Source organism: Psychrobacter sp. Rd 27.2 (genome assembly GCF_001921755.1).
GTDB lineage: Bacteria > Pseudomonadota > Gammaproteobacteria > Pseudomonadales > Moraxellaceae > Psychrobacter > Psychrobacter celer.
The window spans coordinates 287,105-300,510 of the sequence record NZ_MRYB01000001.1; the positions used below are offsets into that span (position 1 = coordinate 287,105).

Consider the following 13,406-nt stretch of genomic DNA (forward strand, 5'->3'; position numbering starts at 1 on the left):
TTGAGGATGGGGTCGTTATGAGCCTGTTGCCAAAAGCCTTCACCGTACCAGCGGACTCTGCACTACGCCGCTGGTTTGCCGCGCGTGCGCCCAAAAGCGATAGCGCCACCCTCACGCTGCGTAATGTCTATATCTTTTTTAGCCGTGAAGGCCTGCTGTTTGCTGTTTTGTTAATCATTACTTTTATCGCTGGCATCAATTATGGTAACAACTTGGTGCTGGGTTTGTGCTTTTATTTGGTTAGTGTCTGGCTGATCAGCTTTCATGTGACCTTTGCTCATATCTCAGGTCTCAAGGTGCAATTGATAGATGTCACTATGGCAGAGGCGGGCGCGCCTGTCTGGGTGACCTTAAAGCTGATTAGTGAGAGCCGCCAACCAAGACGGCAGCTATTATTTGGTTTTGAGCAAGCTGACGGCCAAGCGAATAGTAAGGCTAATGGCAAGATAGATAAAAAAGGCAATAAGAAAATCAAGAATAGCGCTAGTACCCCAGAGTCGATACTAGTGACACGGCTACAAGGCGAACAAACAATTCGTCTGCCTGTACAAACGCACAGCCGCGGCCAGCTGGTGCTCCCCAGACTCACCATCAAAACCGTCTACCCGCTCGGCATTATGCGCGCATGGTCTTATGTGTATTTTGCCCGTTGCGCTTGGGTGTATCCCAAACCTGAGGCTTTTGATTGGCAAGCACAGTATGCGCTAGCCAATGAAAAAGATCTGCCAACAGGCGGGCAATATCAGCAAGGTCAAGATGATTTTGAGCGGCTCGACAACTATATCGAAGGTGAGTCGCTGGCCCGTGTGTCGTGGGGGCATGTGGCACGAGGTCAAGGCATGTTTACCAAGCATTTCGCTGATCCTATCGGTCATGAGCAAACGTTGGATTATGCCGATATGCCAGCCGCGCATCATGAACAAAAACTGGCACAGCTGGCTTATGGCGTACAGACCTTGGGTGAGCTGGGCGTACCCTTTACGATGCAACTACCGCAAGATAAGCCTGACGGCGCGGCGATGGGGGCTGGTGACAGCTTTGTACAAGCGTGCTTGCTAAGGTTGGCAAAAGCGCCATGAATAACTCTACGCAGCCTCTATCAAAAAAAACGATAGCGTCATCGAGTCGCTTTGATAAAGCAGACGCTATAAACGCTGCCAGCTTTGAGCAGTTGGCCTTGGGTGATCATCGCAGCGCACAGATAGTACACAGCGAAAAGCCGAGCGGATATGCCAAGTTGTTTGCTTTGCCTGCCTACTATTGGGTGTTGATCGCTCAAGTGGTCATTATCTTACCGCATGCAGCCCATCTGCCATTGTGGTTAATGGGTTTTGCGGTGGTTAGTATCGTAGCGCAGCTGCCCGGCGTCAAAGCGCGGTTTAAAAAAATAGCACATCTAAAACGCGTCTATCAGGGCATGCAGATGCTCGGGTTTTTATTAGGGCTGGCAGGGCTATGGCTGACTTATCACACCGCTTTCGGCCTCGATATGGGTGTGGCGTTTTTGGTGCTGTGCTTGATTAGTAAGCTGTGGGAGCTCTATAAGCGCCGTGATGCCTATGTGGTATTAAATTTATCGCTATTTGTCCTTGCCGCGCTGTTTTTGATGGATCAAGGCTTGGTCACGACGTTTGAGGTAATCGTGGGGGCGGTGACGGTGCTGCTGGCCTTTATTGCGTTAAATGACGATGGCAATGCTCGTGGTGATGGGCGTCTGCGTACGTTGGGCGTGCTCGGCATCGGCGCATTGCCATTATTGGTCGTGTTGTTTTTGTTTTTTCCGCGCCTGCCGCCGCTTTGGTCAGTGCAGCTCTCAGGTCAGCAGGCGACCACGGGTGTCTCTGATAGTATGTCGCCTGGCGATTTTGCCAATTTGGGACAATCGACCGAGCTGGCGTTTCGGGTAGAGTTTGCAGACAATCGTCCCCCGCAGCAGCAGCTCTATTGGCGTGGCTTGGTGTTTAGTGAGTTTGATGGGGCGACGTGGCGTCCTAGCCCTCAGCAACAAGAGTGGCAGCCTGCTCCGCAAGCACCTGCTTGGATTGAGAATGCCTTTGCAACTATCCCTGATAAAGCAAAAGTTGCGCCGACCAATTATGAGATTATCCTAGAGCCAACGCAGCAAAGCTGGCTGTTTGGGCTTGATTATCCGTTTACGCAGCGCCAAGACGTCAAAATCACCTCAGACTTTACCTTATTAAAAGATCAGCCGGTGACTCAGCAGCTGCGCTACGAGGTAGTGCAGTTTGCACCGATGCGTATCGACCCGATTCTCTCTGATGAGTCGCGCCGTCTCAATCTTACACTGCCAACTGACGGCAACCTGCAAGCGCGAACATTGGCGCAGCAGTTATTCGCTCAGTCAGGTTCAGACCCTATGCGTTATATGCAGGCGCTGGAGCGCTGGATTAACCAAACGGACTTTCGTTATACACTGTCTCCGCCACGACTGAATAATAACCGTATTGATGAGTTTTTATTTGAGACCAAAGCGGGTTTTTGTGAGCATTATGCTTCCAGCTTTACCTTTATGATGCGCGCCGCTGGCATTCCTGCACGCGTCGTGGCGGGCTATCAAGGCGGTGAGCCCAGCCGCGGTGGTAATGTTTGGGAAGTACGGCAAAAGGATGCGCACGCTTGGACGGAGGTTTGGCTTGACGGTCAAGGTTGGGTACGTGTCGATCCGACGGCCTTTGTCGCGCCTGAGCGCATCGAGCAGGGGATGGATGCACTGACGCAGTCGCAAGGCGCGACGATGTTTGGCGACGGCGCTGCCGCCCAAGTCAGCTATCAGCAGTATCAGCTGCTACAAACCTTACGCCGCCTCTCCGATCAAGCCAGCTATTATTGGCAAAAAGACGTCGTTGGCTATGATCAGGACAAGCAAGCCGACTCGCTACTCAAATGGTTTAATATCCGCACACTCATGCAGCAAATTATATGGCTAGTGGCAAGTGCTATTACTGTCATGGTGATTTTGGTCTTTGTTATTTGGCAACGTCGTCGTAAGCGTTGGCATCCAGCAGACCTACCACTTGCACAGCTATCAAAACGTATTGGTAAAAGTGATAAAGAGTTGGCTCGTCAAGAGAGTGAAGGGCAGCTGGCTTGGCTTGAGCGCTTGGCAATAGCGGTTGATGACCGAGAAAATGATTCAAATACTGATATCGACGCTGATATCAACGCCGATACCAATGCTAAAAGTAGTAATAAGAGCAGTAAAGTGAGTAAGCTAACAGATAGCGGGCATTCAGAGAGTGTACAAGCAAAAATCTTGCAAATGAGGCAGGACTATCGGCAACTGCGTTATGGACGCCTAAGCAGCCTTGAAACCAATGATAGCGAGTACCAAACTATCCTAAAGCAGCTTAAGAAAGATGCACGTGAACTGTTCTAATGGCTGTTTTGTGAAAGCGTTGTTTAGCACATCATAAAATAGCTATTGATAATAAAGGAGGCGACTCTATGGCGATATACGTCGATTTTATGCAGATAGAATTTAAAGGCTATAAATGGTGCCACATGCTGGCAGATACCCTGCAAGAGCTGCATGATTTTGCAGCGCTGATTGAAGTGGATAAGCGTTTATTCCATCGTCATGCCAGTTATCCACACTATGATGTCACGGTGCAAATGCGAGAAACAGCGATTGAATATGGCGCTATTCCTGCCAATCGAAAGAAAATTATTGAATGTGCAAAGAAGTTGAAAGTAGAATTACATGAGCAAATAGCACAATCTGAGAATTCCTAATAAGTTAATTTTTTACAACATGAAAAAGGTGGGAGTGCTTTTGCATCCCACCTTTTTATTTGTTTAGACTTTCATTTATAGGTTATTTTGCAATAGCGGCTTTACTAACACCATCAAGGGCTTTTGCAATATTCCCTAATTGGGTATCACAACCTTTTATATTATGGCGGTCTTTGAGATAGGCAGGATTATTGTACGACAACCAGACCTTTTTATCGGCATCTGCACTGATAAGAATTTTTTGCGGCAAATCAATAGCGACGCTTTGCTCGCAATTCATCAATGGTGTACCCGCTTTCGGATTACCAAACATAATCACTTGCGTCGGTCTTAATGTTAAATCGACACCTTGCGCGTTTTTTTGATGATCGACGCGGGCGAATACTTTCATGCCTTTACTTTCGATAATGGCGACCAGCTTATCGGCAGTGTCTTGTACTGAGTGCGGGCTTGGCATGGTTACCAAGCCTTTTTGGGCGTTGATAGCAGGCGTGGTTTTGGGTGTTGGCGGCATCGTGTCAGGCGCATTGACAATACTTTCAATACTGGCGCAAGAGGATACGGCCAAAGCTAGGGCAGCGATAGAGATAATCTTAAGCATAAAAAGTCCTTGTTTATGGTGGTTGTTTGGTAAACCACGGCTGGCTATATAAGTACGCTTTGTATATCAGAACGTGATGCTTTAGAACATTGTGCGTAATAAACCATGCATAGTAAAGGCGCGCGTGACAAATGGATCTTATCAGCGATGATGTATGAGCGCCAACTATGCCAGACGCGCTGCCAGATAATCCACCAGCAAGCGAATCTTTGGCGATAAATGACGATTGTGCGGATAAATCGCCCAAATGCTTTCTTCAGGCTCTCGATAGTTATCCAGTACGCTGACCAATGCCCCTGACGCCAGATATTGCTGCACATAATAATCAGGCAGCTGCACGATACCCAGACCCTTTAATGCTGCATCCACTAAGCTATGACCGCTGTTATATTGCACGCTGCCTGAGACGCGTAGGTTTTTTTCTGTGTCCGTTGGTTTGTGCGCTTGCTGATCCACTGCCTTGTTAGCCTGTTTATCATTTTCGATAAAGTGCCAATAATCACGTGTGCCAAGTAGGCAGTTATGTTTGTACAGATCAGACAGCGTGTGCGGTGTACCATATCTTTTGAGGTAAGCAGGTGCAGCGCAGACAAAGTTGGTACGGCGACTGAGTTTTTTTGCCATCATGGTTGAGTCGCTTAATTTGCCAATACGCACCGCTAGATCATAGCCGCCCTCTATTAGATCTATTTTTTGATTGCTCAAAAATGCTGTCACTTCGATATCACGGTATTGCACCATAAAGTCATTGATCAGGGGCAAGAGTTGCTGCTCGCCATAGGTGACAGGGGCGGTGAGTTTGATTCTGCCTTGCGGCTTAGATTGTAAGTTACTCACCGCTTGCTCGGCGGCATCCAAGCCATCGAGCACACCGCGGCAATGCTGATAAAACACCCGCCCTTCTTCTGTGAGCGATACCTTCCGTGTCGTACGATAGAGCAATTTAATATTCAGGCGTTTTTCTAACGCGCTGATCTGCCGGCTGACTTGCGCGGTGGAGATGCCCAACTCTTTTGCAGCACGTGTGAAGCTCTCGTATTCAGCCACATAGACAAACTCACTAATGCCATCCCAGCGCATGATTATTACCACTGTGAAAAAGATATTTGCAAATATAACACATTGTTATCACAGCAGAAACAACTATAATGGACAGTATAAAATCAACGCCTATAGACGACTCAAACTAGCGCTTGCCTCTACGGTGTAAGCGCTATAAGCTAAATTGGTCTGAGCGTGATTAACGCCATCACTTATTTATGATAACAAGAGAGAATACTATGTCAGATAATTTTATTAAGTCCAAAGCCGCCATCGCGTGGGGGCCAAATGAGCCGCTATCTATCGAAGAAGTCGATGTGATGCTGCCCAAAAAAGGTGAAGTGCTGGTAAAGATCGTCGCCAGCGGCGTTTGCCATACCGATGCGTTCACCTTATCTGGTGAAGACCCAGAAGGCGTGTTTCCTGCGATTTTGGGTCACGAAGGTGGCGGTATCGTCGAGAAAGTCGGTGAAGGCGTGACCAGTGTGCAAGTTGGCGATCATGTCATTCCGTTATACACCGCAGAGTGCGGGGTGTGCAAGTTCTGTACTTCAGGTAAGACCAATCTATGCTCAGCTGTGCGTGAGACCCAAGGTAAAGGCCTAATGCCAGATGGCACCACGCGTTTTTATAAAGACGGTGAGCCGATTTATCATTATATGGGCTGCTCGACTTTTTCTGAATACACGGTGTTGCCAGAGATTTCATTGGCCAAAGTCAACGCCGAGGCACCATTAGAAGAAGTCTGTTTGCTGGGCTGCGGCGTGACCACGGGTATGGGCGCAGTGATGAATACAGCCAAAGTCGAAGAGGGCGCAACGGTCGCTATCTTTGGTTTGGGCGGTATTGGACTGTCCGCAATTATCGGTGCGCAAATGGCCAAAGCCAGTCGCATCATTGGTATTGATATCAATGAGAGCAAGTTTGAGTTGGCCAAAAAACTGGGCGCAACCGACTGCATCAATCCAAAAGACTATGACAAACCCATTCAAGAGGTTATCGTTGAATTAACCGATGGCGGCGTCGACTATTCATTTGAATGTATCGGTAATGTCGATGTCATGCGCTCAGCACTAGAGTGCTGCCACAAAGGCTGGGGCGAGTCGGTCATCATCGGGGTCGCAGGCGCAGGCCAAGAAATCTCAACCCGTCCATTCCAGCTGGTGACAGGCCGTGTTTGGAAAGGTTCAGCATTTGGCGGTGTCAAAGGCCGCAGCGAGCTGCCAGGCTACGTCGAGCGCTACCTAGCAGGTGAGATTCCGCTACAAGACTTCATCACTCACACCATGCCGTTAGAAGACATCAACGATGCCTTTGATTTGATGCATAAAGGTGAGAGTATTCGTTCGGTGGTGCACTTTTCTGAGTAAACATTAAGTTAAGCAGCAAACGATAAGCTGAAAATACCGCGCCTATTATGAGGCGGTATTTTTTTATGCTCAAGACAAACCATAGCGATTAGCCTTGCGCGCGATGAATGATTTGCTCTGCAAGCGTAGTCAAGTCTGTGGCCATAAAGTCCGGTGTTGGCACATTGGGAGCGGATAACAAGGCATTATAAGGACGTTTGAGAAACGCTCCTTGGCAGCCAGCAGCTTGCGCGCCGATGGTATCCCAAAGATGACAGGCGACTAGGCATAAATCTGACGTCTGGACGGCCAGTTCATTAGCGACCAGCTCATAGGTTTCAGGCGCCGGCTTGAACTTTGCGGCCTGCTCCACACTAAAAGACTGCTCAAAAAATACGCTCAATCCTGCCCTGTCTAGTGGCGTAGGGGCAGCGCTGGGTGCTGAATTGGTCAGCGTCACTAGACGAAACCCTGCCTCACGTAGTTTGGTTAATGCTGGGACAGCGTCAGAGTGCGCAGGCATGTTGCTCATACGCGCTTTTAACTCATCGATATCGTCCTCTGTCAGCGTGATTTGGTGGATGTCAGCGCTCATCTGTAATGCGCCGATACCCAGCTCACCAAAAGGCGTGTACAGTCCTGATAAAGTCAAGGTTTGCGAGTATAGCACCAGCTGGGCAAACCACTCTCTTAGCATGTTTTCGTCACCGAATAGGCGTACAAATAACGGCGCTAAAGTGGTTATGTCGAGTAGTGTCTCGTTGACATCAAAGACGATAACCGAGGGTGTTAGGTGAGCGTGCATAAGATATCCTTTCATCGACAACGCTTAGGGTTTAGTCGGGCATATGGGCCAATTGTTCTAAGATATTGAGGTAATTGTCTACCCCTTGCGCGCCGCTTACCAAATGACGCTCATTAAAAATCATCGCTGGCACACTTTGAATGCCTTGCTGCTGCCAGTGCTGCTCTTCTGCGCGTATCTCTCGAGCAAAACGCTGGTCTGCTAAGACCGCCAGTGCCTCGCTTCGATCTAAGCCGACATCTGCTGCGATATCGGCCAGTACCGCGTTATCCGATATATCGCGATTGTCCGTGAAGTGCGCTGCAAAAAGCGCTTGCTTTAACTCATGTCTGTGGCCTTGTTTTTCGGCCCAGTGTAAGAGCTGGTGCGCATTAAAGGTATTGTGCATCCGTGTGTCGTCGTTGAAGTGAAATTGAAAGCCGACCTCATTTCCCGCCTCTGTTATTCTGGCGCGGCTGGCATCTGATTCTGCCTTACTTGAGCCATACTTTTCCATGATGTGCTCACGCATATTTTGTCCTTCTTTTGGCATTTTTGGGTTTAATTCAAAAGGATGCCAATGTATCTCATGGTCTGTATTGCTTTGCTCAAGCGCTGCGGCTAATTGGCGGTAGCCAACGACGCACCAAGGGCACACCACGTCTGAGACGATGTCGATACGTAGGGGAGTGTTGGTATTTTTCATATCTATCTGCCTGATATTATTTATATAATTGATATTATTTAAAGTTATTTGAGGTTTATGCTCAATTGCTATCTATCAATTCATGCTAGAAGAATGATATTGCGATTGCAATCATATTATTAAATAAACTTTGGTTTGTTTTTTTAGATTGATACCTACACTGCAATGACGACACAGTAAAAACAAGACAACGCAATCGTTACGTCATAATAAATCAGTCAGCACTATCTTATAGGTCATAATGCTTTGTAATGTGGCCACTGCCCCGCTGGGCAGATTTACAAGCACGCGCCAGCAGTGGCAAGGTGCGGCCATCACGTCAGGCATCCATCATACAGGAGGGGTTATGCCATAGCCTTGCGTGCAAAGGTCAAGATATGACCCTTAAAAGGCAGCTCAAGATAAGAGGTATCCTCTGGCCTTACGTGCTGACTGCTAAAACCAAACTCCAACATTTTATTGGTCAGCTTATTTTTGCGACCACGCCCAGGGTCGACGATGATGACCTCACAAGTTGGCCGCGCATGGCGCTCGATGAAGTCAGCTAAGATATCGATATGCTGGTCTTCATAGAGCAAGTCGCTACCGATAATCATATCAAACGTGCCCAGATGGCTGTTGTTATCATGCCAGTCTAGGCGCTCAAAATGTATCTCTTTGTTATTGTTTAAAGTGGTATTACGATCAAGGAAATACTCAACCGTCGGATGATAGTCAGTTGCAGTAATATCAGCACGCCTGTGGTTGAGTAGCAGGCTAGACAACGCCATGCCGCAGCCGACTTCTAAGATACGCTTACCAGCCACATCGTAGTTAAGCATATGATTGGCCAGCACCAAGCTCGATGGCCATATCACCCCAAACATCGGCCAAGACGCCGAGCAAATACCGAGGTTTAACGCCTCATCATTGGGATCACTAAATTGTTGATTGTCACGTAGCGTACAAATATGGATGTCGGTATTGCCGATTTCAATCGTTTGATAACGCACGCGCACAGTCGTCAGCGAAGTCATAAACTGTCCTAAAAAATAAGCAAGAATGCAAGGTTTGGCAAGGAGTGCCACGTTCAAAGGCTGGGTTTTTTGTGCAATGACGTAATGCGTAGGGAGCTGGTTGATATAAATGGTGGGTCATGCACAGCAGTGGTTATTGGTGAATATTCAACACGGGCTATATGTCAGTTCAATAAAACATCAGTTCAATAAAATAAATAAAAACAGACAAATAGAGTCTGGCAAAACGTCAAAGGCCAGTATGACGCAATACGGTGCCAGCTACTGTTACGTATGAGGGTAGTATCGTTGCGAAGTGTGCCGCCGTCAGCTATCTCGTTGCTTATATAAAAGCATAGCGGTATGGCATAAAAATAAAGGAGGGCGTTGTAGATAAAAAGAGCGCGCACCGCACCGAGTTGTCTGCTATAAACCCAAACATAGAAGTGGGGTGCGTGCCTCTTAATGAGAATATGATATGTCAGTCATGTCTATTTTTATGTTTATAAAAGTCATGACTGTTACGAGTTATGAGCAAGTACGCCATAGACGCTTAATTTAAAAATCGGAGTCCAGAGGTTTTGAGTGCCCAAACCAGCTCTACAAAAGCGCGGCTATTGGTGAGCGGCTCGCCATCGATGATAAGTACATATCCTGAGCCATCAATCCATAAAAACACAAAACTGGTCTCAGGAATCAATAAGTCAACCTGCTGAAAAAACGAAATTGCTTGGCTTTCTACTGCCCAGCCGCGTTGTTTTTGGCGCAGCATAAAGCCTGAAAAGTCAGCCGCCGCCACACTCAGCATATCCGCTTCTTCTTGGTTATAGCCGATACGCGCCAGACAAAAGCCCTCATCAGAGCCGATGGCGGCACGGCGCTTACCAGATAGGCTAGCGACGACATAAGGCAAAAACTGATCCAATGGTAAGTTGGGCGCGGGCAAAAACAGAGACAACTTTTCGATCCAGCCGGCCTCTATAAAGCGCTGTAACCACGCCTCAGAGTAGCGCTCTAGCCAATCAGCGGCGAGTAGGGTTTGCTCATAAGAGAGTAGGTCTTGTAACGATAGCTGCTCCTCTGTAGGTTCGCTTTGGGAAAATGCCTCAAAAATACCGGCTGGGGTTAGGGTAAGATAGGTTTTATCAGCATTTAAGTAAGAGGACATAGCGGCTACCATTGTGATGAAATTATAAAACAGGCGATAAGTTAAGTTTTGATGGTTTTGGTTTGGTCAAGGCGTTGCTGGCAGTTGTTCCAGCGCTCGTCAAAGTGCCAGTCGCTTTTGCCTAAACGAAACCAAACCAAAGAAAAAGCCAGACGGTCATTGCGAGCGATACAGTGGGCAAAAAACTCGTTTTCGATTTGTTCAATCGTGCCCCAGTCCTCCTCGGCACGTGCTTGCATCAGCTCGGCGGTGATGTCTTTGGATATTTCTTTGGCATCGTCGCTACTGATGCGCAGTCGCTGTTTTTGCTCATTGAGCGACGGCGATATCAATACACTCCAACGCGTCGCCAGCATACTGTTGCGCTGGATATAGCGTTTTTTGTCGATGCAGTCGCGAAAGCCTTGTGCAACATGAGGGTACAGACGGTCTTTAATACGGGTAAATAGATTATTGACATCGTAAGGAATGTCGTACCAGCAGCCATAAAAAAAATCTGCCACCGCGCCCTGTAGCGGCTCTTTTTCGCTCAGCAGTAGGGCCGCATTGATACGCTGCTCATGAAAGTGACGATTGGCAGGTGCCAAAAACACTTTGCGTGAGTAAAAGCGAAACGCACGGCGCGCCTCGGTCTCGGCTTCTTTGATCAGATCTACATCAGACATAACAGGATCCTTTAGGTCACATCTTCGTTGCGGTTATTCTTGCCTTGATAGCGGCTGCGCCTATGGTGTTGCGTTGTATGGACATGACCCAATAATCACGGCGACGACGATTGTCATCGACCATGAAAAAATAAAATCAGCCAAAGCAAGATAGCAAGTAACGACTAATCAAGCAAGGTTTCCATCAAATCAATCATAAACTCGGCGTCTTCTTCATCCATGGCCTCAAACCCTTGCGGCATACCCAGCTCGGCCAATGCTTCTTGACCGTCTGGGTCGTTGTGCAGGTTGAGTATGGCATTCATAAAGATATCGGTATCTGGGAAGTCTTCTTTGATCAGCAGCACATGACTGATATCAGCCAAATCACTTTCGATCAGTACCGATAGCTGAGCTTTGGTCAGACGAGAAAAACCGTGAAATACCTCTGCCAAAAAGAACGCTGCCTGCACATCGCCTTTGATGACTTTACGCGCGGCAGCTTGATATGTTTCGGTGACATCCCAGCTCAGATCAGACTCTGCTATATCGACAGCCTCAAGCAGGCGCAAACCGATCAGCTTGACATCGCGGTTGTTTGCCATCGCGATGGTGGCACCAGCTTTGATATCTTCTAAGGCGTTGATGTCGCTGTTGGCACCAGCGGCGATGACCATTTCATCAGATTTGCCGATAGGACGTGCGACCGCTTTGTAGCCTTGTTCACGGATCAAAGTTGCCGCATCAAAAGGGTTGGCATAGATGACCTGAATGTCCCCAGCCGTGATGATTTGTTGTTGCTCTGCGTGTGAGGCTGGCGTATTTAGGTGCATGTTTAAGTTGGCACGCTTTTGAATCAAGGTGTTAAACATATGCCAACCTGCAAAACGCTCAGGCGAAAAATCAGGGGCGATTAACATATTGTGTGTCGTCATGATTTACCCTTCCTCATTTTGTTTCATATCAGCGTACTGCGCCTGCATGGCTTCGATTTTGCTACGTGATGGCTTGCGGCGCACTGAGGTATAGCCCACGGTTTCACCGCGGCGCACGTTTGGCACCACAGTGGCATAGACCCAGTAGTGACTACCGTCTTTACATAGGTTTTTGACATAGCCGTGCCACTTTTTTCCAGCTTTTGCTGTGTCCCACAAGTCTTGATAAGCCGCTTTTGGCATATCAGGATGGCGCAGGATAGACTGCGGCTGACCAAGCAGCTCGTCTTTGGTGTAACCACTAATCTCGACAAAAGCATCGTTGACGTGGGTTAGGACACCGTCTAAGTCGGTACGCGAGACGATAAGCTTACCATCAGGATAAGGGCGCTCAACACCCGTATCATAAATGGTGCGCGAGGTACCGTCATAGTAAGTCAGCGTCATCTGCTCAGCTGGCATATCCGGCTTTGGTGCATCAGGGACTGGAGAACCCATAGTAATCTCCTTTATTTATCATTGTATTTATCTATCGTTGTATTCGTCGTGATTGACTGGCAAATAATGATCGATTAAATAAGTTTTGCTAGGGCTTCTGAGGCGCGTTTGATGTCCAAAAAGATCAAACCGAGCTTGGCGTTTGGCTTGGCCATGATGGTCAATACCGCTTCATCGCCTGCTGAGGTCATGATGACATAGCCTTTTTCGCCTTGGATCATAATACGATCGATACTACCACGCGCCAGCTCGCGACCTGCACGGTCACCCAATGACAATAAAGCGGCTGACATAGCGCCAACACGGTCTTCATCAACGCCTAACGGTAGGGCTGATGCGATCATTAGACCATCGTTAGAAATTAGGGCAGATGCTTCGACATCGGCAGATGAGCTGTTTAGGTCTTCCAAGATTTGCTGGAACGAATCTGTACGCATATCACTTTCTCTATGACGGGTTATTGAATGGATGAGATCACTATCAGCGACACTAAAAAGGGCTGAAGCAAACGCTGGTCATTATAAACCCTTACTACTTATATTGATATATGTTACAGCAAACAAATGGCTGGGTTCTGCTATTTTTTGACCGTCTAGTTATCATTATCAACCTTTTATCTGTTGTTTTTAATTTTAAGCCGAACTAAAGTTGGCGATAGGGTTTTTATTCTCTCCATTTGGCTCAGCCACTTGCAATCAGACAGTAGGCCTGTAGCAATTTTTGTTTCATTTACCCAGCGCTTTGCTTCATGCTCGCAATGCCTAGCAGCCTGCGTAGCGGCCAGATAAACGAATGATTTATACAAAAAACGTTGACCATAACTTTTCATGATGGTGATATTCACTAGACTTATACCCTAAAAAAATGATATATAGTTATAGGATAGAAACGGTCATTGCTACTGAGCGTCTTGTTCAGGCGTCACATTATCC

At 47.6% G+C, this 13,406-nt stretch carries 15 protein-coding genes; 4 read left to right on the top strand and 11 right to left on the bottom strand.

Translation table 11 applies throughout. The features are described from left to right. Positions 1-17 precede the first annotated feature (17 nt). From BTV99_RS01215 to BTV99_RS01225, 3 genes are all read left to right on the top strand, one after another. Positions 18-1,079 carry a hypothetical protein gene (locus BTV99_RS01215; protein WP_075100522.1) on the top strand — a complete coding sequence of 354 codons (1,062 nt, stop codon included), beginning with the start codon at positions 18-20 and terminating at the stop codon, positions 1,077-1,079. Beyond that, positions 1,076-3,397, top strand: a complete 2,322-nt coding sequence (locus BTV99_RS01220; protein ID WP_075100523.1) for a DUF3488 and transglutaminase-like domain-containing protein — start codon at positions 1,076-1,078, stop codon at positions 3,395-3,397. Before BTV99_RS01215 ends, BTV99_RS01220 begins: the two co-directional genes overlap by 4 nt. 68 nt (positions 3,398-3,465) lie before the next feature. Continuing rightward, a complete protein-coding gene (locus BTV99_RS01225) occupies positions 3,466-3,753 on the top strand; it encodes a DUF4031 domain-containing protein (RefSeq protein WP_075100524.1) in 288 nt (95 codons plus the stop codon). Positions 3,754-3,835: 82 nt separating this feature from the next. Here the strand turns inward: BTV99_RS01225 and BTV99_RS01230 are convergent, their stop codons facing one another. Both BTV99_RS01230 and BTV99_RS01235 read right to left on the bottom strand, forming a co-directional pair. Beyond that, on the bottom strand, positions 3,836-4,354 hold the full coding sequence (locus BTV99_RS01230; protein WP_075100525.1) for a DUF302 domain-containing protein: 519 nt from the start codon (positions 4,352-4,354) through the stop codon (positions 3,836-3,838). Positions 4,355-4,519: 165 nt separating this feature from the next. Beyond that, positions 4,520-5,434, bottom strand: a complete 915-nt coding sequence (locus BTV99_RS01235; RefSeq protein WP_075100526.1) for a LysR family transcriptional regulator — start codon at positions 5,432-5,434, stop codon at positions 4,520-4,522. Positions 5,435-5,634: 200 nt separating this feature from the next. On the opposite strand from BTV99_RS01235, the gene BTV99_RS01240 reads away from it, so the two are divergent. Next, a complete protein-coding gene (locus BTV99_RS01240; RefSeq protein ID WP_075100527.1) occupies positions 5,635-6,765 on the top strand; it encodes an S-(hydroxymethyl)glutathione dehydrogenase/class III alcohol dehydrogenase in 1,131 nt (376 codons plus the stop codon). Between the two features lie 88 nt (positions 6,766-6,853). Here the strand turns inward: BTV99_RS01240 and BTV99_RS01245 are convergent, their stop codons facing one another. The 9 genes from BTV99_RS01245 to BTV99_RS13250 all read right to left on the bottom strand — a co-directional run bounded on the left by BTV99_RS01245 (position 6,854) and on the right by BTV99_RS13250 (position 13,318). Further along, on the bottom strand, positions 6,854-7,549 hold the full coding sequence (locus tag BTV99_RS01245; protein WP_075100528.1) for a haloacid dehalogenase type II: 696 nt from the start codon (positions 7,547-7,549) through the stop codon (positions 6,854-6,856). Between the two features lie 31 nt (positions 7,550-7,580). After that, positions 7,581-8,234, bottom strand: coding sequence for a DsbA family protein (locus BTV99_RS01250; protein ID WP_075100529.1), 654 nt, complete (start codon positions 8,232-8,234; stop codon positions 7,581-7,583). A gap of 344 nt (positions 8,235-8,578) precedes the next feature. After that, entirely contained in the window at positions 8,579-9,250 is a 672-nt protein-coding gene (locus BTV99_RS01255) for a methyltransferase (RefSeq protein WP_075100530.1), read from the bottom strand. Positions 9,251-9,782: 532 nt separating this feature from the next. Continuing rightward, on the bottom strand, positions 9,783-10,397 hold the full coding sequence (locus BTV99_RS01260) for a hypothetical protein (protein WP_075100531.1): 615 nt from the start codon (positions 10,395-10,397) through the stop codon (positions 9,783-9,785). 41 nt (positions 10,398-10,438) lie between these two features. Then, entirely contained in the window at positions 10,439-11,062 is a 624-nt protein-coding gene (locus BTV99_RS01265; RefSeq protein WP_075100532.1) for a hypothetical protein, read from the bottom strand. Between the two features lie 164 nt (positions 11,063-11,226). Then, positions 11,227-11,976 carry a PhnD/SsuA/transferrin family substrate-binding protein gene (locus BTV99_RS01270; protein WP_075100533.1) on the bottom strand — a complete coding sequence of 250 codons (750 nt, stop codon included), beginning with the start codon at positions 11,974-11,976 and terminating at the stop codon, positions 11,227-11,229. 3 nt (positions 11,977-11,979) lie between these two features. After that, positions 11,980-12,474: a PAS domain-containing protein gene (locus BTV99_RS01275; RefSeq protein ID WP_075100534.1), complete on the bottom strand. Its 495-nt coding sequence runs from the start codon at positions 12,472-12,474 to the stop codon at positions 11,980-11,982. A gap of 74 nt (positions 12,475-12,548) precedes the next feature. Next, positions 12,549-12,911, bottom strand: a complete 363-nt coding sequence (locus tag BTV99_RS01280) for a roadblock/LC7 domain-containing protein (protein ID WP_075100535.1) — start codon at positions 12,909-12,911, stop codon at positions 12,549-12,551. Positions 12,912-13,087: 176 nt separating this feature from the next. Next, a complete protein-coding gene (locus BTV99_RS13250; protein WP_143507017.1) occupies positions 13,088-13,318 on the bottom strand; it encodes a hypothetical protein in 231 nt (76 codons plus the stop codon). Between the last annotated feature and the right edge of the window lie 88 nt (positions 13,319-13,406).